Raw genomic sequence first — 20770 nt, 5'->3', positions numbered from 1 at the left:
CGCACGGACCAGCGCACGCACGGACCAGCGCACGCACGGACCAGCGCACGCACGGACCAGCGCACGCACGGACCAGCGCACGCACGGACCAGCGCACGCACGGACCAGCGCAGGCATGACGCAGTCAGGCACGACACAGCACACGACCGCACCACGCACACCGCATGTCCAGGGGGGACCCAGCACGATGAGCCAGGGGCGTCACGTCACCATGCTCACCGAAGGCACCTATCCGCACGCCCACGGGGGCGTCAGCACCTGGTGCGACCAACTCGTCCGCGGAATGCCCGAGTTCGACTTCACCCTCACCGCCCTCACCGGCAGCGGCCGTGAGCCCGTCACCTGGGTCCTGCCGCCCAACGTCCGCAGACACACCGTCGTACCCCTGTGGGGGCCGCGCCCCGGCCGTACCCGCGCGCTCCTCGGCAGGGCGGCGCGCCGGCGCTTCCTCGACACGTACGAGCGGTTCCTGCTGGCCCTGCTCGACCCGGACGCACACTGCGACTTCGGTGCCGAGCTCGACGCGCTCGCCGTGGAGGCCCGGGCCGGCCGGCTTTCGGCCGCCCTGCGCACCGAGGCCGCCGTCCGCACCCTGATGTGGATATGGACCATGCCGCATCTGCCGACCGCCACGGCCCGCCCCACGGTCCACGACGCCCTGACCGCCACCGACCTGCTCGAGCACGCGCTGCGCCCGCTCGCGACCCGCATACCCGAGGACAGCGTCGCCCACGCCGTCAGCAGCGGACTCGCCACGCTTCCCGCGCTCGCCGCGAAACGTCTGGACGGTGTGCCCTTCCTCCTCACCGAGCACGGCATCTATCTGCGCGAGCGCTACCTCGGCTACCGCAGCGAGGCCCAGCGCTGGCCGGTCAAGGCGCTCATGCTCGGCTTCTACCGGGCGCTCAACTCGCTGGGGTACCGGCGGGCCGACCTGATCACCCCGTGCAACCAGTACAACCGCCGCTGGGAGGAGCGCGGAGGCGCCGAGTCCGACCGTATCCGCACCGTCTACAACGGCGTCGACCCGCACGCCTTCCCGCATGCCGGAGCCGAGCCGTCCGTGCCCACGCTCAGCTGGGCGGGCCGGATCGACCCGATCAAGGACCTGGAGACGCTGATCCGGGCCTACGCCTCGGCCAGGGCCGAACTGCCGGAGCTGAGGCTGCGGTTGTTCGGCGCGCCCCCCGAGGGAGGGGAGTGGTACCAGACCCGGCTGGAGAAGCTGGCCGCCGAACTCGGCGTCACGGACGGCATCAGCTGGGAGGGGCGTGTCAGCGATGTCGCACGCGCGTACGCCGCGGGGCACGTGGTGATGCTCTCCAGCATCAGCGAGGGCTTCCCCTTCTCGATCATCGAGGCCATGTCCTGCGGCCGGACGACCGTGTCCACCGATGTCGGGGGAGTGCGCGAGGCCGTCGGCGACACGGGCCTCGTGGTCCCGCCGCGCGAACCCGATGCGCTCGCGGCGGCGGCCGTGGAACTCCTGAGGGACGCGGAGCGCCGCGCCGAGCTGGGCCGGCGCGCCCGGCAGCGGGTCATCGACCGCTTCACGCTCCGGCGTTCGGTCGACGCCTTCCGCCAGATCTATCTGGAGCTGGCGGGGGCGCCGGGCGTCGTGTACGAGCCGCCGCGCGTCGAGACCGTCGACGACTGGAGGGTGGAGCTGAAGGACCCCTGGTACCGCGAGCTCGCGGCGGACGGGAGTGTCTGGTGAGCGGCTCGATGTGGCTGAAGGAGCCGGGGACGGCCACTCAGGACACGCTGCCGTACGTGCCGCGGCCGCACCGGCCCGACCGTGCCGCGGCCGATCCGCTCGACGAACTCACCGAGCGGCTGGAGGACTTCGTCGCGGCGGCCGTCCACCCGGACGAGATTGCCGCGCTGCTGGAGTCCGACGGGCTGACGGACGAGCAGATACGTCTCCGCTACGGCCGCGAGGACTCCTTCGCGCTGGCCGAGGAGCTCTACGCACGCGTCGGGCGCCGCTTCCCGGAGCCGGCCGCCCCGCCCGACGACCCGGCGGCCGGGACGCTCCTCGCCTGCCTCCTGCGTGGCGTGATCTTCGCGCTGCCGGGACTGGGCTACGTCCTGGCAGCGCCGCTCCTCGCGGGCGGCCGGATCGCGTACGAACCGCTGCTCGCCGCCGCGCTCGCCGGCTGGACCTGGAACCAGGCCCTCGCCCACCGCGCGTATTCCTGGCTCGGCCTCGGCGACCGCGCAGCGGCCGCGCGTTCCCTGCGGCTGGGTGCACCCGCGGGTGCGCTGCTCGGCACGGCCGCCGCGCTCGCCTCCGCCGGGCCCGCCGACGGCCCGGTCCTGCTCTTCACGGCGGGTCAGTCCCTCTACCTCGCGGCGGCGACCGTTCTCCTGGTCCTGGCCCACGACCGCGCGCTGCTGCTCGCCCTGCTGCCTCTCGCGGCGGGGGCTTCGTACGCGGCACTGCAGCCCCTGCCGTCCTGGGTGCGGATCGCCCTGCTGGTGGCCTCCGCGACGGCGGCGGTGTGCCTGGCGGCGCGGGCGCTCGCACCCGCGGGCGGTCGGCGGCCCCGGCCCGCGGAGCCGGCCCCGGCCCGTGGAGCCGGCCCGGCCGCCCACCGTGCTCCCTGGCTCGGCGGGACGCTGCCGTACGGACTCTTCGGGCTCGGGACCGGCGTGCTGGTGCTCCGTGTCGCCCTGGACACCGCGCCGTTCGCCGTGGCGCTGACGCTCAGCATGGGCCCCGCCGAATGGCTGCTGCACCGCTTCAGGGCCGACAGCCTCGCCGGGCTGCGCGGCAGCACCACACCGCGCGGCTTCCGGGTGTCCGTCGCGGCGACGCTGGCGCGGTGCCTCGCGGGCTATCTGGGCACCCTGCTGACGTTCGCCGCGGTGGCGATGCTGCTCTGGCCGGGCGGCGGCCGCGGGCCCGGCGGAGCCGCGTTCGCGGGGGTGCTGCTGCTCGGGGTCGTGCTGTGGACCGGGCTGCTGCTCCAGGCGTTCGGCGCGGTGCTGAGCGCGGCCGGCGTGTGCTGCGCGGCAGCCCTCGTCGCCGTCCTCGTTCCGGCAGCGTCCCTGCTCGTCGTGCCCGGGACCGCGGCCGCCCTGCTCGCCGGGCTGGTCTGTGTGCTGCTGGGCCGAGTCACCGCCCATCGCTGAGGAGCCCTTCCATGAGCCTGCTGGTACCGCTGTACGAGCATCCCGCCGACCGCCCCGACGCCTGGCGGACCGTCATCGCCGCCGCGCCCCGTCTCTACGGGGTCGTGCTCAACCCGGCCAGCGGCCCAGGGGACTCCGCCGACCCGGCGTTCGCTGCGGTGGCGGCCGAGCTGCGGGCCGCCGGGGTGCGCGTACTCGGCTACACCGACACCGCGTACGGCCGCCGCCCGCACGCCGACGTCGTCCGCGATCTGCTGCGCCACCGCGACTGGTACGGCGCCGACGGGGCGTTCCTGGACCAGGCGGTCTCCGGCCCGGAAGGGCTCGCCCACTACCGGCGCCTCGCGGTGGCCGCCCGGGCGGCAGGCGCGCGGACGCTGGTCCTCAACCCGGGCGTTCACCCGGACGCGGCATACGGGGAACTGGCCGATCTCCTCGTCACGTTCGAGGGCACGTGGCACACCTACCGCTCCCTCGACCTCCCGCTGTCCCCGCACCACTGCCATCTGATCCACTCGGCCCCGGCCCACGCCACCTCCGCGGCCCCGGTCCACTGCATCGTGCCGGGCACGGGCGCACACCCGTGGGGCACGCTGCCGTACGCCCTGGACCCGGGCGCGTGAGGCGACTCCTGCCGCTGGTGACGATGCTGGCGCTGCTCGCCGGCTGCACGGCCGCCCCGGACGGGACGGACGACACGGACGGTCCGGCTCCGTCGGCGCCCCGCTGGCAGCCGAAGCCGGGCGTGGAGTGGCAGTGGCAGCTCAGTGGTCGGCTGGACCCGACGGTCGACGTGCCCGTGTACGACATCGACGGCTTCGACCACCCGGCGTCCGCGGTCACGGACCTCCACCGGCGCGGCCGCAAGGTCATCTGCTACCTCTCGACCGGCGCCTGGGAGGACTTCCGCCCCGACGCGGTCGACTTCCCCGAGGCCCTGCTCGGCAAGGGCAACGGCTGGAAGGGCGAACGCTGGCTCGACATCCGCCGCACGGACGTCCTGGAGCCACTGATGGCCGCGCGCCTCGACATGTGCAGGGAGAAGGGCTTCGACGCGGTCGAGCCGGACAACATGGACGGCTACCTCAACGACACCGGCTTCCCCCTCTCCGCCGGCCATCAGCTCCGCTACAACCGCCTGATCGCCCGACTGGCCCATGACCGGGGCATGGCCGTCGGGCTGAAGAACGACCTCCCCCAGATTCCGCAGCTGGTCGGCGACTTCGACTTCGCGGTCAACGAGCAGTGCGCCCAGTACGGCGAGTGCGACGCGCTGACGCCGTTCATCGAGGCGGGCAAGGCCGTGTTCCACGCCGAGTACGCGCTGCCGGTGGACCGCTTCTGCCCGGAGTCCCGGCGGTTGCGGCTCAGCTCGATCCTGAAGAAGTACGAGCTCGGGGTCTGGCGCCGGGCCTGCTAGGGCCCTCCTGCCGGTCGTGCCGTTCCTGCCTGTCCTGTCGGTCCTAGCCCAGCGTCAGGGCGACCAGCGCCGCCGTCCCCGCCGTCTCCGCCACCGCCCCGAACACATCGCCCGTCACCCCGCCGAAGCGGCGTACGCAGTGCCGCAGAAGCAACTGCGCGGCGGCGAGCGCGACCACGGCCGCGAGGGCGTGGCGCACCGCAGTCCAGCCGTCGAACAGCGCCCCCGCGCCCGCGCATGCCGCCAGCACCGCCAGTGTGATCGCCGCCACCGAGCGGAGCGGCACGCTCTCGGCCACTGCCGCGCCCAGGCCCTCCGGCCGGGCCGCCGGGATGCCCGTACGGGAGGCGAGCGTGAGGGCGAGGCGCGCCACGACGCCCGCCAGGGCCGCGGCGACCGCGCCCCGGGCCCAGCCCTCCTCCCCGTACAGCTCGAAGAGGGCCGCGATCTGGGCCGGCAGTACGAGGACGAGGGTGATCACACCGAACGGCCCGATGTCCGACTGCTTCATGATGCGCAGCGCGTCCTCCGCGGGTTTCCCGCTGCCCAGCCCGTCCGCGGTGTCGGCGAGCCCGTCGAGGTGCAGGCCGCGCGTGAGGACGGCCGGTACGGCGGTGGAGGCGACCGCCGCGAGGAGGGGCCCCGAGCCCAGGGTGAGCAGGAGCCCGCCGAGTGCCGCGGCGCAGAGGCCGACGACCAGGCCGGCGAGCGGGGCCCACAGCATGCCCGCGCGCGCCGCGTCCCGGTCCCAGCGGCTGACCCGTACGGGCAGGACGGTCAGGGTGCCGAAGGCGAACCGTATGCCGGTCACCGGGCCGGCTGTCTTCATCGAGCTCACCGCGCGCAGCGTAGTCGGTGCGCCCCGACGGTAAATTGCGCATGACGGACAAACTGGGAGTAGACGGTATGAGTGACTGGTTCTACCGCAACATCGTGGAGCCCGGGAAGCTCCCGCTGCTCCTGGCGCTCGCCTCGTTCGTGCTGACCTTCCTGATCACCCGGACGATCACTCGGCTGATCCGGGCCGGGAAGGGGCCGTTCGGCAACGTCAAGTCCGGCGGACTGCACATCCATCATGTGGTGCCAGGCGTCGTCCTCACCGTGGTCGGCGGCTTCGGTGCGGTCGCATCGACCGAGCACACCGGGGCGGGTGCCGTCGTCTTCGCGGTGATCTTCGGCATCGGCGCCGGGCTCGTCCTCGACGAGTTCGCGCTGATCCTCCACCTCGACGACGTCTACTGGACCGAGGCGGGCCGTCAGAGCGTCGAGGCCGTGGTGCTGACCGCTGCCCTGCTGCTGCTCATCCTCGGCGGGTTCGCGCCGCTCGGCGTCAACGACCTGACCGAGGACGAGCGGGACGACCGCCGGGTCTTGCTGCTCACCCTCGTCGTCAACTTCTGCTTCGTCCTGATCACACTCTTCAAGGGCAAGCTGCGGATGGCGGTCATCGGCACGCTCGTGCCGTTCATCGCGATCGTCGGCGCGATCCGGCTGGCCAGGCCCGCCTCTCCGTGGGCCAAGCGCATCTACCGGCGCCGCCCGCGCTCCCGGGCACGGGCGATCCTGCGCGCCGTCCGCCACGACAAACGCTGGAGCGGGCCGCGCAGAAAGTTTCAGGACCTGATCGGGGGCGCTCCGGACCGGCCGCCCGCCGCCCGGGCGCCCGGAACCGGTTCCGGTCCGAGTTCTGGTCCTGGTCCCGGTTCCGGTCCCGGCGGTCCCGGTCCTGGCCCTGGCCCCGGTCCGCGCTGACGCCACGCCGTCCCCCCGCACACCATCAGCACCGCGGCGATCGCCGCCAAATGCTCCTTGCCCGCCAGATTGTTCTTGATCAGTATCTCGACGACCATGGCGACGATGACCAGGCCCGCGGTCAGCCACGCACGGTGGCGGTAGCAGACACAGACCGCGAGGCCGACGACCGCCGCCGACGGACCGGTGTCCACGACCTGCGCGTCCGAGGCCGGAAGTCCCAGCGGATTCTCCGGGCCGAGCGCGATGCCGAGGCGGGCGTACATGGTCCCGGCCAGGGTCGCCGCGTACGCGATCACGAGCGTCCGCATCCGCCCGAGACAGATCTCGGAGATCCCGAAAACCACCAGGATCTGGGCCAGCGCGCCCCACACCGGCAGATCGAGGGCCGGTACGAAGAGCGAGAGCGGCGTACGCACGAGCGCGAGCCAGAGCGGGTCCGCGGCCCGGACCGAGCCGATGTCCTGCACCGGCTGATAGCCCCAGGTCTGGTTCTGCACCAACTGGAAGAGACCGGTGAGACAGACCGCGGCGAGCGTGAGCGGCACGGCCCGCCACTTCTTCGTGACGAGCGCCGTGCGGACGGTCGTGCACAGCAGCCCCCACTCGCGGCGCGCGAACGCGCGCGCACGGCCGGTGCTCAGGGTGTCGAGCATGAAGGGCGGCTCCCGGACGGTCGGTACCTGGCACGTTCCAAGACCGATCCGTACGGCGCGGAGTTGAGCGTCACCCGAGTGATCCCGATCTCGCGGGGCCGCCGTTCCCGCCCGGTGGTCAGTCCGCCAGGCGCGCCGAATCCTCCGTGGTCCCCGAGTCCTCCGAATCCTCCGAGCCCTTTGTGTCCTCCGTGTCCTCCGAGCCCTCCGTGTGCTCGGGACGCTCGGGCAGCTCCGCGGCGAACGCCGCGGAAGCCTGAACGAGAGGAAGCGCCAGCAACGCCCCGGTTCCTTCGCCGACCGTGACGCCGTGGTCGAGCAGCGGGTTCAGCGCCATCCGGTCCAGCGCCTTGGCCTGCGCGGGCTCACCGCTGACCTGGCCCGCCAGCCACCAGTCCGGGGCGCGGAACGCCACGCGCTGCGCGACGAGCGCACACGCCGCCGACACCACTCCGTCCAGGATCACCGGCATCCGGCGCACCGCGGCCTGCAGCAGAAAGCCCGTGGTCGCGGCGAGATCCGCACCGCCCACCGCGGCGAGCAACTGGAGCTGGTCGCCCAGCACGGGCCGGGCGCGCCGCAGCGAGTCCCGGATCGCCGCGCACTTGCGCATCCACGCCAGATCGTCGATCCCGGCGCCGCCGCGGCCGGTCACCACCGAGGCGTCCGTGCCGCACAGCGCGGCGACGAGCGCCGAGGCGGGCGTGGTGCCGCCGACGCTGAGATCGCCCAGGACCACGAGATCGGTGCCGGAGTCGGCCTCCTCGTCGGCGATCGCCATGCCCAGGCGCACGGCCTGCTCGGCCTCCTCGGCGGTGAGGGCGTCCTCGATGTCGATCCGCCCGCTGCCGCGCCGCACGCGGTGGCGTACGACCTCCCCCGGCAGGAGCTCCGGGTCGCAGTCGAGTCCCGCGTCGACGATCCGCACGGGCACGTCCATCCGGCGGGCCAGCACCGCGACGGGGCTCGCGCCCTCCAGCACGGCCCGCACCAGCTCGTGCGCACTGCCGGCCGGCCGGCCCGAGACCCCGAGCTCCGCGACACCGTGGTCGGCGGCGAACAGCACCACCCGGGGCCGCTCGACCGGCCGCACCGGCACGGCCCCCTGCGCGGCCGACAGCCACTCCCCGAGCTCGTCCAGCCGCCCCAGCGATCCGGGCGGCACGACCAGCCGCTCCCGGCGTTCCTCGGCATCGCGCCGCACGCCGCTGTCGGGGCGCTCGATCAGATCGGAGAAGTCGTCGAGATTCAGCGAGCTCATTCGCCGAACAGTACCGGCAGCTCCGGCCGCTGTCGGGCCCGGGCCGCGCTGCGGCGAGGGTGCCGACGGGCCGTCAGCCGCGCAGCGGCAGCGCCTGGCCCGAGACCACCAGAAGCAGATGCTCGCACTCCGTGGCGAACGCCGCATTCAGCCGGCCCAGTTCGTCACGGAAGCGGCGCCCGGACGCGGTCGCCGGTACGACCCCGGAGCCGACCTCGTTCGTCACGGCGACGACCGTGCGACGCGTCGTGCGGAGGGTCGCGACGAGTTCCGCGGTGCGGCGGTGCAGGGCCTCGCGCCCCGTCGTCTCCCACACTTCGTCGTCCCACGCCCCCACCCGGTCCATCGCGTCCGTCAGCCAGAGCGCCAGGCAGTCGATCAGCAGCGGCGGCCCGTCCTCCGCGAGGAGCGGTACGAGGTCGCAGGTCTCGATCGTCCGCCAGGAGCCGGGCCGGCGGTCACGGTGGGCCGCCACCCGGGACGCCCACTCCGGGTCGTCGGCACGGGTGCCGCTCGTCGCCACGTAGACGACGTCCGGGAAGGACTCCAGGCGCCTCTCCGCCTCCAGCGACTTGCCCGACCGCGCCCCGCCCGTGACCAGCGTGCGCCGCGGTACGTCCGGTACCGCGTGGTACTCGCCCGTGTACAGCGTCGTGCCGTCCGGCACAGCCCGCGCCCCCGCCGCCGCGAGCCGCCGCTCCAGCTCCGCGCCCGGCGGCACCTCGTGGTCGATGTGGACCGCGACGACATCCGTCGTCGGCCCGACCGCCCCCGTCGCCCGCAGCAGTGCCAGCCCGTCGGGCCGCCCGACGACATCGGCGACGACCAGGTCGTACGGCAGGCTCTCGTGCTCCCTTGTCCCCGCGACCGCCCCGCCCGGCGGCAGATAGAGCAGCCGCTCGCCGTCCGGCGAGGCCACCTCGTATCCCGTACCCGGCGTGTCCATCGCCACCGCGCGCACCCGGTGACCGCTGATCAGCGTCAACTCCTGCCCGTCCGGCACCCTCCCCGCCGTCGGCAGCCCCGCGGGCAGCTCCATCGCCGGCCCATTGTGCGGATGCGTCAGCAGCACCTGCCGTACGCCGACGAGCGAATGCCCGGCGCGGGCGGCCGCCAGTGCGGCCCCGGGGGTCAGGTCGAGCAGCAGCGCCCCGTCGACCAGCAGGGCGGTTGCGGCGCGCGCCGCGGAGCCGCGGGCGGCGGCGCAGACGGCGCAGGGGCAGTCGGGGCGGGGGAGCCCGGTGGGGGCACCCGTGCCGAGCAGAGTCACTTCCACAGGAACGATCATCCCGCGTCGCCGCTGCGGCTGCGCGCCCGGCTACGCTGCGGGCAGCAACTGATCAGCTGTCGGGACCCGACATCCGGGAGGCGCACATGGCGTGGACGTGGCGGTTCGAGAAGTCCGACGGGACGGAGGTCCAGCCGGCCGTGGAGCCGGAGGAGTTCAGCACGCAGGGGGACGCCGAGTCCTGGATCGGTGAGGTCTGGAAGGAACTGCTCGAGGGCGGTGCGGACCAGGTGTTCCTCTTCGAGGACGGCAGCCAGATCTACGGCCCCATGAGCCTGCACGCCGAAGAGGCCTGAGCAGACCCCGGAGCAGTACGAGCAGTACAAGCGGTACGAGCAGTGAGCAGTGCGAGGACGCGGGGCCGTCCGGGACGGGTCCGTCACGCGGATCCGTCCTCCTCCGCCGGGGCTTGTGCTCGGCCGCCGATCAGGGCCGTCCGGCATGCAGGGTCGGCCTCGCGCGGAGTGAGTCCGAGGATGGATTGCACATGGTGCATCGGTTTCACGCGGTATGTCGGTTTCGCGCTGTGCGGTGCGTCGGCCGCATGAACGCGATCAGCCCCGCACGCCGCACAGATGCAGCAGCGCGGCCACTGAGCGGTACGGTTCCGTCCGTCCGGCCCGGTCCTCCGCCGCCAGCAGGCGCTCCAGCTCGTCCGCGGCGGGCAGGTCCGCCTCGTCGGGGACGCCGTCCGTGAAGACCCGCACCCCGTACCACGCGTGCAGCGGCGCCGCGATCCCGGCGAGGGTCGCCCTGAGGGACGCCAGCCGGTCGGCGCGGACGGGCAGGCCGAGCCGGTTGGTGTACGTGTCGGTGTCGAAGGCCGTCAGCGCCGCGGACCAGTCACCGGCCAGCCCCGGCCGCACGGCCAGCGCGTCCCCGTTCCGTACGAGCAGGGACAGCAGACCCCCGGAGGCCAGCATCCTCGCCAGGCCCGCGAGCATCGCGTCACGGTCCTCCACGTACATCAGCACGCCGTGGCACAGCACCACGTCGAACGATCCGGGCAGGAAGTGCACCCCGGTGTCCCGGCCGTCGCCCTCGATCGTCCGGAACCGCTCGCGGATGCCGGCCGGTTCGGTCGCCAGCGCCTCGCGGGCGACCTTCAGCATCCCGGGGTCGGACTCCAGGCCCGTCACGGTGTGCCCGGCACGCGCCAGCCGCAGCGCCTGGGTGCCCTGGCCCATCCCCACGTCGAGGATCCGCAGCCGCCGGCCCACCGGGAAGCGCCCGGCTATCTGCTCGTCGAGCTGTCGGGCCACGAGCTCCTGTCGAACGGTGTTGCGCAGCCCGCCCAGGCCCTTCAGCCAGGCCTCCGCACCGCCCCCGAAACCGGAGACGTCGGTGCTCAGGGCCGCTCTCCGCGCTTGACCTGGGGCTTCGGCAGCCGCAGGCGGCGCATCTGGAGCGTGCGCATCAGGCCGTACGCCACCGCACCGCGCTTCGGCTCGTTCGGGAAGCGCTCGTTCAGCTGCTTCTTCAGACGCAGCCAGATGCCGATCGAGTCGATCACGATCAACACGATGACGCCGAGCCACAGCAGCAGCGCGATGTTCTGGAGCTGCGGCACGCGGATCATGGAGAGCACCAGGATCACCACGGCGAGCGGCAGGAAGAACTCCGCGATGCAGAAGCGCGAGTCGACGAAGTCGCGCACGAAACGGCGCACGGGGCCCTTGTCACGGGCAGGCAGATAGCGCTCGTCGCCACCGGCCAGCGCCTCGCGCTGCTTGGCCAGGTCGGCACGGCGGGCCTCGCGCTGGCGGCGCGCGGCGTCCTTGCGGTCGGTCGGAGCCGACTGCGCTCGGCGACGCTGGGTCTGGGCCTCACTCCGCTTCGGGGTCGGGCGGCCCTTGGGGGCCTCGGGGTCGCGGGGCTGCTTGGAGAGGTCCGCCGTCACCTTGTCGGTGGGGGCCTTCTCTTCCTTGGAACGGCTACGGAACACAAAACCCAAGGGTACGGGGTGCCGCGCATGGTCCCCAGCCCCTGGGGGAACGATCCGGCAACGGCGAGCGTCTGTACGAGTCAGAAGCAGGCCGGAACAGGGACCGAACCCCCGCGGAACGGACGCAGGCAGGAAGCGGAAGGGAAGCGGACGGGCGGCCGACGGACGGGAGAAGAGGAACGGAAGGGAAGCCGTCCCCGGTGTCCCTGACGATCACCTACTCCCTGCGCCGGATCGAAGCCGTCAGCAGCTCGTTCTTGGGGAGGAGCGCATCCGCGCTCGAACAGTGCGGTAATGGATGCAGGGCCCGTACTGTGGGTTCTGGAGTAGCTGGAGCCACGTCCGTCAGAAGGGGGCGCGCGAAGCCCATGAGCGGTGTCATGAAGCGTATGGGGATGATCTTCCGCGCGAAGGCAAACAAGGCCCTTGACCGGGCCGAGGATCCGCGCGAGACCCTCGATTACTCGTACCAGAAGCAGCTGGAGCTCCTGCAGAAGGTGCGCCGTGGCGTCGCCGACGTGGCGACCTCCCGCAAGCGCCTCGAGCTGCAGCTGAACCAGCTCCAGGGCCAGTCCGCGAAGCTGGAGGACCAGGGCCGCAAGGCGCTGGCGCTCGGTCGCGAGGACTTGGCGCGCGAGGCGCTGTCGCGCCGTGCCGCCCTCCAGCAGCAGGTCACGGACCTGGAGACGCAGCACCAGACGCTGCAGGGCGAGGAGGAGAAGCTGACCCTCGCTGCCCAGCGACTGCAGGCCAAGGTCGACGCCTTCCGCACGAAGAAGGAGACCATCAAGGCCACCTACACGGCGGCGCAGGCGCAGACCCGGATCGGCGAGGCCTTCTCCGGCATCTCCGAGGAGATGGGCGACGTCGGCCTGGCGATCCAGCGCGCCGAGGACAAGACCGCCCAGCTGCAGGCCCGCGCCGGCGCGATCGACGAGCTCCTGGCCTCCGGGGCCCTGGACGACCCGACCGGCATGGCGAAGGACGACATCGCGGCCGAGCTGGACCGGATCTCCGGTGGCACGGACGTCGAGCTGGAGCTGCAGCGCATGAAGGCCGAGCTGGCCGGGGGTACCTCCCAGGCCATTGGCTCCGGGGGAGGCAGCAGCGCTCAGCAGCAGGCCATCGAGGGCGGCAGCGGGTCGGCGCAGGACCAGGCGCAGGACCGGACCTCGAGCAAGTTCGACAAGCAGTAGGGACGGCGCGTCGTGATCGTACGGATCATGGGGGAGGGCCAGTGGAGGGTCGACGACTGCCACTTCGTCGACCTCAACAAGCTCGACGACGAGCTGCTCGCCGAGATGGAGTCGGGTGACGAGGTCGGCTTCCGCCGTACCCTCGGCGCCCTGCTCCAGGCCGTCTGCCGGTGCGGTGCCGCGCTGCCGGACGACTCCCTGGAGCCGTCCGAGCTGATCCTGCCGTCACCGGACGCGACGCTCGAAGAGGTCCGCGACATGCTCAGCGACGACGGCCTGATCCCGGGCTGACGCCCGACCCCGCTCCAGCCCCGTGCAACGGCCCGCGACCGGACGCAGTCCGCTCGCGGGCCGTTGCCGTGCTCTCCGCGTCGTGTGCGCCGGCTCCGTGCGGTCGGCCGGACTGTCCGTCCTCGGGCGCCGGACGGGCTGAAGGGCCGGGACCTGTGCCGCGGGCTCCGTGTCGGGGAGCCCGCGGGAACTCGGTCCGGCGGCGTTCGAGGACGGCACCCGGCCGACCGCACGGTGCCGGGCACGCCACGGAGGTCTGAGGGCTCGGCCTCACGCGGCGGAGCCCCGGGTGAGCCGGACCCCGTACCGTTGCATGTCGTGACCGCACCTGTGACCGTGACCGGCAGCACCCGGCTCGCGCGGATCCGCGACTGGCTGCGCGCGCATCCGCTCGCGCTCGACGCCGCCCTGGCGTTCGCCGTGCTCGTCTGCATGGTCATCGCGTCGTTCATCGATCCCAACGCTCCGCACGGCCGGCGGACCTTCGGCACCCGCACCCCCGAGGCCGGCAGCGTGCTGCTCATGCTGCTCGCCGCGGGCGCCCTGGTGTTCCGGCGGCGTCGGCCGCTGCCCGTGCTGGGCCTGACCGGGGCCTTGTGCGTCGTCGAGTTCGTCACGGGCGACCCGCCCGCGCCTGTCGTGATGTCCTCGGTGATCGCCGTCTACACGGTCGCGTCCCGCACGGACCGGCCCACCACCTGGCGGGTCGGTCTGCTGACGATGACGGTGCTGACGGGCTCGGCGATGCTGTTCGGCTCGGCCCCCTGGTACAGCCAGGAGAACGTCGGGGTGTTCGCCTGGACCGGAATGGCCGCCGCCGCGGGCGACGCGGTACGCAGCCGCCGGGCCTTCATCGACGCCATTCGGGAGCGCGCCGAGCGGGCCGAGCGCACCCGGGACGAGGAGGCGCGCCGCCGCGTCGCCGAGGAGCGGCTGCGGATCGCCCGCGATCTGCACGACGTGGTCGCCCACCACATCGCCCTGGTCAATGTGCAGGCCGGAGTCGCCGCGCATGTCATGGACAAGCGCCCCGACCAGGCCAAGGAGGCCCTCTCGCACGTACGGGAGGCGAGCCGCTCGGCACTGAACGAGCTGCGCGCCACCGTCGGCCTCCTCCGCCAGTCCGGCGACCCGGAGGCCCCGACCGAGCCCGCGCCCGGCCTCGCCGTGGTCGACGGGCTGCTGGACACCTTCCGCCACGCCGGACTGCCGGTCGAGCTGGCCCGGACGGACCACGGCACGGACCTTCCCGCGGCCGTCGACCTGGCGGCGTACCGGATCATCCAGGAGGCGCTGACCAATGTGCAGAAGCACGCGGGAGCCGGAGCCAAGGCCGAGGTGAGCGTCGTACGGGTGGGGCGGACCGTCGAGGTCACGGTCCTCGACGACGGAACGCCCGAGGTCCCCCCGAGCGCCGGCTCCGCTGCGGGCGACGCCGATGACACCGGCCGGGGCGACGGCGGCGGCGGTGGTGGCCACGGCCTCATCGGCATGCGCGAACGCGTCACCGCCCTCGGCGGCACGCTCACCGCGGCCCCCCGCTACGGCGGCGGCTTCCGCGTGCAGGCGATACTGCCGATCAAGGCCCACGCGGAGGGGGACGACGCATGACCATCAGGGTGCTGCTCGCCGACGACCAGGCGCTGCTGCGCAGCGCGTTCAAGGTGCTCGTGGACTCCGAGCCCGACATGGAGGTCGTGGGGGAGGCCGCGGACGGCGCCGAGGCCGTCGTCCTGGCCCGCTCGGAGCGGGCCGACATCGTCCTGATGGACATCCGTATGCCCGGTACGGACGGACTCGCCGCCACTCGCATGATCAGCGCCGACCCGGCGCTCGCCGCGGTGCGGGTGGTGATGCTGACGACCTTCGAGGTGGACGAGTACGTCGTGCAGTCCCTGCGCGCCGGGGCCTCCGGCTTTCTCGGCAAGGGCGCGGAACCGGACGAACTGCTCAATGCCATTCGTATCGCCGCGGCCGGTGAGGCGTTGCTGTCGCCCGCCGCGACCAAGGGGCTCATCGCGAAGTTCCTCGCGCAGGGCGGCAGTTCGGACAGCGGCCGGGACCCGGAAGCGTACTCGGGCCGGCTCGACGCCCTGACCGGCCGCGAGCGGGAGGTGCTCGTCCTCGTCGCGGGCGGCCACTCCAACGACGAGATCGCCGAGCGGCTGGAGGTGAGCCCGCTCACTGTCAAGACGCATGTCAATCGGGCGATGGCGAAACTCGGCGCCCGGGACCGGGCCCAATTGGTGGTCATTGCGTACGAATCGGGCCTGGTGCGTCCGAGGGTGGAGTAGGCCGCCACTCTGGGGAGTACTCCAGGCGCGGTATGCCGGGGATAAAGATTCGGACCTGCGGCTTACGGATCCGCTCTCGCGAGTGGCCGATCGTATAAGCGGGCACCTGACCCCGCCCGCTCCTGCGTAAGCCACAGAAGAGAGACCCCATGTCCTGGCTGTCCAGATTCAGCCTCGCGCAAAGGGCCCTGATCGGGCTGATGTCGATCATCGCGATCCTCTTCGGAGCGATCGCCATCCCGCAGCTCAAGCAGCAGTTGCTGCCCTCCATCGAACTGCCGATGGTGTCGGTGCTGGCCCCGTACCAGGGCGCCTCCCCGGATGTGGTCGAGAAGCAGGTCGTCGAACCGCTCGAGAACACCATCAAGGCCGTCGACGGCATCAAGGGCATCACCTCCACGGCGAGCGAGGGCAACGCCGTGCTCATGGCCACGTTCGACTACGGGGACGAGGGCACCAAGCAGCTCGTCGCGGATGTCCAGCAGGCCGTCAACCGCGCCCGTGTCCAGCTCCCCGACGACGTCGACCCGCAGGTGGTCGCCGGCTCCACGGACGACATTCCGACCGTCGTCCTCGCCGTCAGCTCCGACAAGGACCAGCAGGCGCTCGCCGAGCAGCTGGAGCGGACCGTCGTCCCGGCCCTGGAGGACGTCGACGGCGTCGGTCAGGTCACCATCGACGGCGTCCAGGACCTCCAGGTCTCCGTCACCCCGGACGACAAGAAGCTCGCCAAGGCCGGGCTGAACACGATGGCCCTCGCCGAAGCGCTCAAGGCGGGCGGCGCGACGATCCCGGCCGGCTCCTTCTCCGAGGCGGGCAACAGCCGTACGGTCCAGGTCGGCGGCGGCTTCACCTCGCTGAAGCAGATCGAGGACCTGCGCATCGCCCCCACCGCCGGTGCGAAGGGCAAGGCCGAGCCGGTCCGGCTCGGCGACGTCGCCACGGTGAAGCAGGAGGAGTCGCAGCGCGTCTCCATCACCCGTACGAACGGCGAGCCCAGCCTCGCCGTCATGGCCACGATGGACAAGGACGGCAGCGCCGTCGCCATCTCCGACGCGGTCAAGGACAAGCTGCCCGGGCTCCGCCAGGACCTCGGCTCCGGCGCCGAGCTGTCCGTGGTCTCCGACCAGGGCCCGGCCGTCTCCAAGTCGATCTCCGGTCTGACGACGGAGGGCGCGCTCGGTCTGCTCTTCGCCGTCGTCATCATCCTGGTCTTCCTGGCCTCGATCCGCTCGACGCTGGTCACCGCGGTCTCCATCCCGCTGTCCGTCGTCCTCGCGCTGATCGTGCTGTGGACCCGCGACCTGTCGCTCAACATGCTGACGCTGGGCGCGCTGACCATCGCCATCGGCCGGGTCGTCGACGACTCGATCGTGGTCCTGGAGAACATCAAGCGTCACCTCGGCTACGGCGAGGAGCGCGAGACCGCGATCCTCACCGCCGTACGTGAGGTGGCGGGCGCCGTCACCTCGTCGACCCTGACCACGGTCGCCGTCTTCCTGCCGATCGGCCTGGTCGGCGGCATGGTCGGCGAGCTGTTCGGCTCGTTCTCGCTGACGGTCACCGCTGCGCTGCTCGCGTCCCTGCTGGTCTCGCTGACGGTTGTCCCCGTCCTGTCGTACTGGTTCCTGCGCGCCCCCAAGGCCGTACGGGGCATCGACCCGGACGAGGCCCGTCGCAAGGCGGAGGAGAAGGAGGCACGCAGCCCGCTGCAGCGGATGTACGTCCCGGTGCTGCGATTCGCGACCCGTCGCCGTCTCACCAGCATCGCGCTCGCGATCGTGGTTCTCGTCGGCACCTTCGGCATGGCCCCGCTCCTGAAGACGAACTTCTTCGACCAGGGCGAGCAGGAGGTCATGTCGATCAAGCAGGAGCTGAAGGCCGGCACCAGCCTGGAGGCGGCCGACACCGCGGCGAAGAAGGTCGAGCAGGTCCTCGCCGGGATCGACGAGATCAAGGACTACCAGGTCACCGTCGGTTCCTCCGGCTTCATGGCGGCCTTCGGCGGCGGCACCGGTGCCAACCAGGCGTCGTACCAGTTGACCCTCAAGGACTCCGCGTCCTACGAGAAGACCCGCGACCGCATCGACGAGGAGCTGGGCAGGCTCGACGGCATCGGCGACACGACGATCGCGGCGGGCGACGGCTTCGGCAGCCAGGACCTCAGCGTCGTGGTGAAGGCGGCCGACGCGGACACCCTGAGCAAGGCGTCCGAGCAGGTGAGGGACGAGGTCGCGAAGCTCGACGACGTCACAGACGTCCAGAGCGACCTGTCCCAGTCCGTCCCGCGGATCTCGGTCAAGGCCAACGAGAAGGCGGCAGCGGCCGGCTTCAACGACGCGTCCCTGGGCGCCGCCGTGGCCCAGGCGGTGCGCGGCACGCCGGCGGCCAAGGCGATCCTCGACGACTCCGAGCGCGATGTCGTCATCACGTCGGCCAAGCCGGCGACGACGATGGCCGAGCTGAAGAAGCTGCCCCTCGGCCCGGTGAAGCTCGGCGACATCGCCGACGTGAAGCTGGTCCCCGGCCCGGTCTCGATGACCCGGATCGACGGCGCGCGCGCCGCGACGATCTCGGCGAAGCCGACCAGTGACAACACCGGCGCGGTGAGCACGGAGCTCCAGTCGAAGATCAACGCGCTGGACCTGCCCGAGGGTGCGACCGCGTCGATCGGCGGCGTGGGACAGGACCAGGAGGAGGCCTTCGCCTCGCTGGCCCTGGCCATGCTGGCGGCGATCGCGATCGTCTTCATGCTGCTCGTGGCGACGTTCCGCTCGCTGGTGCAGCCGCTGATCCTGCTGGTCTCCATCCCCTTCGCGGCGACGGGCGCGATCGGTCTGCTGGTGCTGACCGGCACGCCGCTGGGTGTTCCGGCGATGATCGGCATGCTGATGCTGATCGGCATCGTGGTCACCAACGCGATCGTGCTGATCGACCTCATCAACCAGTACCGGGCCCAGGGCCTGGGCGTGGTCGAGGCGGTCATCGAGGGCGGCCGCCACCGTCTCCGCCCGATCCTGATGACGGCCCTCGCGACGATCTTCGCGCTGCTGCCGATGGCGCTGGGTGTCACGGGCGAGGGCGGCTTCATCGCCCAGCCGCTCGCGGTGGTCGTGATCGGCGGCCTGGTGACGTCGACGCTGCTGACGCTGCTGCTGGTGCCGACGCTGTACGCGATGGTCGAACTCCGCAAGGAGCGGCGCCGCGTCAAGCGCGCGGCGAAGCGGGCGAAGAGGTCGGGGTCGGACGGTTCCGCCCCGACCGCCCCCGCGCCGTCGGACGACCCGGACCCGCAGCCGGTCAACGCGTAACGTCTCAGGCACGCTCGCTCGCGCCGCCCCCGGTACCGGGTCCTCCCCGTACCGGGGGCGGCGTGGCTTCCGCGCCCGCCCGGTGCCGTGTCGGCGACCGGTCACCGACACGGCACCGGACGCACCGCACCCACCCCGCCCTCCGCGCACCGCCGAACGCACGTCGCCCCCGGCGCGCGAGCAGAGCCGCACGCCGGGGGCGACAGGGGTCAACGGGGGCGCCGCCCCGTTACGGAAGCGCCAGCATCCGCTCGAGGGCGAGCTTCGCGAAGCTCTCCGTCTCGCGGTCGACCTGGATCTGGTTGACCAGCTTCCCCTCCGCCAGGGATTCCAGGGCCCATACCAGATGCGGTAGGTCGATCCGGTTCATCGTGGAGCAGAAGCAGACCGTCTTGTCGAGGAAGGCGATCTCCTTGCCCTCGTCCGCGAAACGATTCGCCAGCCGCCGCACGAGGTTCAGCTCGGTGCCGATCGCCCACTTGGACCCGGCCGGCGCCGCCTCGAGCGCCTTGATGATGTACTCCGTCGAGCCGACGTAGTCAGCAGCCGCGACGACCTCGTGCTTGCACTCGGGGTGGACGAGCACGTTCACGCCCGGGATGCGCTCGCGCACGTCGTTCACGGAGTCCAGCGAGAAGCGGCCGTGCACCGAGCAGTGGCCCCGCCACAGGATCATCTTCGCGCCGCGCAGCTCCTCGGCGGTGAGACCGCCGTTCGGCTTGTGCGGGTTGTAGACGACGCAGTCGTCCAGGGACATCCCCATGTCACGGACCGCGGTGTTGCGCCCGAGGTGCTGGTCCGGCAGGAAGAGGACCTTCTCGCCCTGCTCGAAGGCCCAGTCCAGCGCGCGCTTCGCGTTCGACGACGTACAGATCGTGCCGCCGTGCTTGCCGGTGAAGGCCTTGATGTCGGCGGAGGAGTTCATGTACGAGACCGGGACCGTCACATCGGCGATCCCGGCTTCGGTGAGCACGTCCCAGCACTCGGCGACCTGTTCCGCCGTCGCCATGTCGGCCATCGAGCAGCCGGCGGCGAGGTCGGGCAGGACGACCTTCTGGTCGTCGGTGGTCAGGATGTCCGCCGACTCGGCCATGAAGTGCACGCCGCAGAAGACGATGTACTCGGCCTCCGGGCGGGCCGCCGCGTCCTTGGCGAGCTTGAAGGAGTCGCCGGTGACGTCCGCGAACTGGATGACCTCGTCGCGCTGGTAGTGGTGACCGAGCACGAAGACCTTGTCCCCGAGCTTCTCCTTGGCCGCGCGGGCGCGCTCCACCAGGTCCGGGTCGGACGGGGAGGGGAGATCACCGGGGCATTCGACGCCGCGCTCGCTCTTGGGGTCGGCCTCACGGCCGAGGAGCAGCAGGGCAAGGGGCGTCGGCTGGACATCCAGGGGTTGGGCGGTGGTCACGTCACGCACCCTTTCTCTTCTCAAGCGATGAGCGCGGCGGCAGCCGCTTCAGTGGAGCCGGTGCTCGCACCGGGGCTTCTCGTCTATTTGACACTATCTATCATAACCGCTTCACGTCACTTTGACGACGGCCATAGCGTCGATGTGACGCAATTCCCGGGCGCCATCACGTACACCAGTTGTCCACAGGTCGGTGCCCTGATGGGAGTGCGTGTGCGAGCATGAAGGGGAAAGACTAGGGCTCGCCCGGAATGAATCCGGGGCCCCGCCGGTTGCAACCGTCGGCAAGCAGTCTCCGTACAACCCGGGAGAGAAGCAGATGTCCGTATCGGACGAGACCACCACCGTGAGCGACGGCATCCTCCTGTCCGATGCCGCCGCGGGCAAGGTCAAGGCCCTGCTGGACCAGGAAGGCCGGGACGACCTGGCGCTGCGTGTCGCGGTTCAGCCCGGTGGCTGCTCCGGCCTGCGGTACCAGCTCTTCTTCGACGAGCGCTCGCTCGACGGCGATGTCGTCAAGGACTTCGACGGCGTGAAGGTCGTCACGGACCGCATGAGCGCTCCGTACCTGGGCGGCGCCTCGATCGACTTCGTGGACACGATCGAGAAGCAGGGCTTCACGATCGACAACCCGAACGCGACGGGCTCCTGCGCCTGCGGCGACTCCTTCAGCTAAGTCGCTCCGACGTCCGAGGGCGGCGGGGGCCCCCCCCCGGGGGGGGCCCCCCCCCCCGGGGGGGGGGCCCCCCCCCCCCACCCGGCCCCCGGACGACCCCCAACCCAAGGAACACCAGCCCCGGCCCCCCCACG

At 72.1% G+C, this 20770-nt stretch carries 18 protein-coding genes; 12 read left to right on the top strand and 6 right to left on the bottom strand.

Going from position 1 to position 20770, the window contains the following annotated elements:
- Positions 1-187 precede the first annotated feature (187 nt).
- From pelF to ABT078_RS39435, 4 genes are read left to right on the top strand one after another with little or no spacing between them, the layout of a single operon-like run.
- Entirely contained in the window at positions 188-1717 is a 1530-nt protein-coding gene (pelF, locus tag ABT078_RS39450; RefSeq protein WP_351236749.1) for a GT4 family glycosyltransferase PelF, read from the top strand.
- Positions 1714-3138: a hypothetical protein gene (locus ABT078_RS39445; protein WP_351236747.1), complete on the top strand. Its 1425-nt coding sequence runs from the start codon at positions 1714-1716 to the stop codon at positions 3136-3138. The genes pelF and ABT078_RS39445 overlap by 4 nt, the downstream gene beginning before the upstream one ends.
- Positions 3139-3149: 11 nt before the next feature.
- Positions 3150-3761, top strand: coding sequence for a spherulation-specific family 4 protein (locus ABT078_RS39440; protein ID WP_351236745.1), 612 nt, complete (start codon positions 3150-3152; stop codon positions 3759-3761).
- A 23-nt stretch (positions 3762-3784) separates the two neighbouring features.
- A complete protein-coding gene (locus ABT078_RS39435) occupies positions 3785-4558 on the top strand; it encodes an endo alpha-1,4 polygalactosaminidase (protein ID WP_502981531.1) in 774 nt (257 codons plus the stop codon).
- Between the two features lie 43 nt (positions 4559-4601).
- On the opposite strand, the gene ABT078_RS39430 is transcribed toward ABT078_RS39435, so the two are convergent.
- Positions 4602-5387, bottom strand: coding sequence for an adenosylcobinamide-GDP ribazoletransferase (locus tag ABT078_RS39430; RefSeq protein ID WP_351236760.1), 786 nt, complete (start codon positions 5385-5387; stop codon positions 4602-4604).
- Positions 5388-5464: 77 nt separating this feature from the next.
- Here ABT078_RS39430 and ABT078_RS39425 point away from each other — a divergent pair, with 77 nt between their 5' ends.
- Positions 5465-6310: a hypothetical protein gene (locus tag ABT078_RS39425; RefSeq protein ID WP_351236740.1), complete on the top strand. Its 846-nt coding sequence runs from the start codon at positions 5465-5467 to the stop codon at positions 6308-6310.
- A 774-nt stretch (positions 6311-7084) separates the two neighbouring features.
- Here ABT078_RS39425 and cobT read toward each other — a convergent pair.
- Positions 7085-8227 (bottom strand): nicotinate-nucleotide--dimethylbenzimidazole phosphoribosyltransferase, encoded by a 1143-nt coding sequence (cobT, locus tag ABT078_RS39415; RefSeq protein ID WP_351236738.1) that lies wholly within the window; start codon positions 8225-8227, stop codon positions 7085-7087.
- 73 nt (positions 8228-8300) lie between these two features.
- On the bottom strand, positions 8301-9503 hold the full coding sequence (locus ABT078_RS39410; RefSeq protein WP_351236736.1) for a bifunctional adenosylcobinamide kinase/adenosylcobinamide-phosphate guanylyltransferase: 1203 nt from the start codon (positions 9501-9503) through the stop codon (positions 8301-8303).
- Between the two features lie 98 nt (positions 9504-9601).
- Between ABT078_RS39410 and ABT078_RS39405 the strand changes: the two genes are divergently transcribed.
- Positions 9602-9811: a hypothetical protein gene (locus ABT078_RS39405; protein ID WP_351236734.1), complete on the top strand. Its 210-nt coding sequence runs from the start codon at positions 9602-9604 to the stop codon at positions 9809-9811.
- Positions 9812-10069: 258 nt separating this feature from the next.
- Here the strand turns inward: ABT078_RS39405 and ABT078_RS39400 are convergent, their stop codons facing one another.
- Positions 10070-10777 (bottom strand): methyltransferase domain-containing protein, encoded by a 708-nt coding sequence (locus tag ABT078_RS39400; RefSeq protein ID WP_351236732.1) that lies wholly within the window; start codon positions 10775-10777, stop codon positions 10070-10072.
- Between the two features lie 86 nt (positions 10778-10863).
- On the bottom strand, positions 10864-11460 hold the full coding sequence (locus ABT078_RS39395; RefSeq protein ID WP_351236729.1) for a DUF3043 domain-containing protein: 597 nt from the start codon (positions 11458-11460) through the stop codon (positions 10864-10866).
- Positions 11461-11828: 368 nt separating this feature from the next.
- On the opposite strand from ABT078_RS39395, the gene ABT078_RS39390 reads away from it, so the two are divergent.
- From ABT078_RS39390 to ABT078_RS39370, 5 genes are all read left to right on the top strand, one after another.
- Positions 11829-12656 (top strand): PspA/IM30 family protein, encoded by an 828-nt coding sequence (locus ABT078_RS39390; RefSeq protein WP_351236727.1) that lies wholly within the window; start codon positions 11829-11831, stop codon positions 12654-12656.
- A 12-nt stretch (positions 12657-12668) separates the two neighbouring features.
- Positions 12669-12947: a PspA-associated protein PspAA gene (gene pspAA / locus ABT078_RS39385; protein ID WP_351236725.1), complete on the top strand. Its 279-nt coding sequence runs from the start codon at positions 12669-12671 to the stop codon at positions 12945-12947.
- A gap of 318 nt (positions 12948-13265) precedes the next feature.
- On the top strand, positions 13266-14558 hold the full coding sequence (locus ABT078_RS39380; protein WP_351236723.1) for a sensor histidine kinase: 1293 nt from the start codon (positions 13266-13268) through the stop codon (positions 14556-14558).
- Complete coding sequence (locus ABT078_RS39375) at positions 14555-15241, top strand: response regulator (protein ID WP_351236720.1); 687 nt, start codon at positions 14555-14557, stop codon at positions 15239-15241. Before ABT078_RS39380 ends, ABT078_RS39375 begins: the two co-directional genes overlap by 4 nt.
- Before the next feature lie 149 nt (positions 15242-15390).
- Entirely contained in the window at positions 15391-18552 is a 3162-nt protein-coding gene (locus ABT078_RS39370; protein WP_351236718.1) for an efflux RND transporter permease subunit, read from the top strand.
- A gap of 229 nt (positions 18553-18781) precedes the next feature.
- Here the strand turns inward: ABT078_RS39370 and nadA are convergent, their stop codons facing one another.
- The gene (nadA, locus tag ABT078_RS39365; protein WP_351236716.1) at positions 18782-19969 is read right to left on the bottom strand and encodes a quinolinate synthase NadA; all 1188 of its coding nucleotides are present in this window, start codon (positions 19967-19969) and stop codon (positions 18782-18784) included.
- Positions 19970-20279: 310 nt separating this feature from the next.
- Here nadA and ABT078_RS39360 point away from each other — a divergent pair, with 310 nt between their 5' ends.
- On the top strand, positions 20280-20636 hold the full coding sequence (locus tag ABT078_RS39360; protein ID WP_329826308.1) for a HesB/IscA family protein: 357 nt from the start codon (positions 20280-20282) through the stop codon (positions 20634-20636).
- Positions 20637-20770 lie beyond the last annotated feature (134 nt).

The sequence above is a fragment of the Streptomyces sp. NPDC002133 genome (genome assembly GCF_040296405.1).
Classification (GTDB): domain Bacteria; phylum Actinomycetota; class Actinomycetes; order Streptomycetales; family Streptomycetaceae; genus Streptomyces.
This window is presented reverse-complemented; position numbering and strand designations above follow the sequence as displayed.

Bases quoted from the DNA above. Each gene is read 5' to 3' on its own strand.
- pelF (WP_351236749.1), top strand. From the start codon at position 188: ATGAGCCAGGGGCGTCACGTCACCATGCTCACCGAAGGCACCTATCCG.
- ABT078_RS39440 (WP_351236745.1), top strand. From the start codon at position 3,150: ATGAGCCTGCTGGTACCGCTGTACGAGCATCCCGCCGACCGCCCCGAC.
- ABT078_RS39435 (WP_502981531.1), top strand. From the start codon at position 3,785: ATGCTGGCGCTGCTCGCCGGCTGCACGGCCGCCCCGGACGGGACGGAC.
- ABT078_RS39430 (WP_351236760.1), bottom strand. From the start codon at position 5,387: ATGAAGACAGCCGGCCCGGTGACCGGCATACGGTTCGCCTTCGGCACC.
- ABT078_RS39425 (WP_351236740.1), top strand. From the start codon at position 5,465: ATGAGTGACTGGTTCTACCGCAACATCGTGGAGCCCGGGAAGCTCCCG.
- cobT (WP_351236738.1), bottom strand. From the start codon at position 8,227: ATGAGCTCGCTGAATCTCGACGACTTCTCCGATCTGATCGAGCGCCCC.
- ABT078_RS39405 (WP_351236734.1), top strand. From the start codon at position 9,602: ATGGCGTGGACGTGGCGGTTCGAGAAGTCCGACGGGACGGAGGTCCAG.
- ABT078_RS39390 (WP_351236727.1), top strand. From the start codon at position 11,829: ATGAGCGGTGTCATGAAGCGTATGGGGATGATCTTCCGCGCGAAGGCA.
- ABT078_RS39375 (WP_351236720.1), top strand. From the start codon at position 14,555: ATGACCATCAGGGTGCTGCTCGCCGACGACCAGGCGCTGCTGCGCAGC.
- ABT078_RS39370 (WP_351236718.1), top strand. From the start codon at position 15,391: ATGTCCTGGCTGTCCAGATTCAGCCTCGCGCAAAGGGCCCTGATCGGG.
- ABT078_RS39360 (WP_329826308.1), top strand. From the start codon at position 20,280: ATGTCCGTATCGGACGAGACCACCACCGTGAGCGACGGCATCCTCCTG.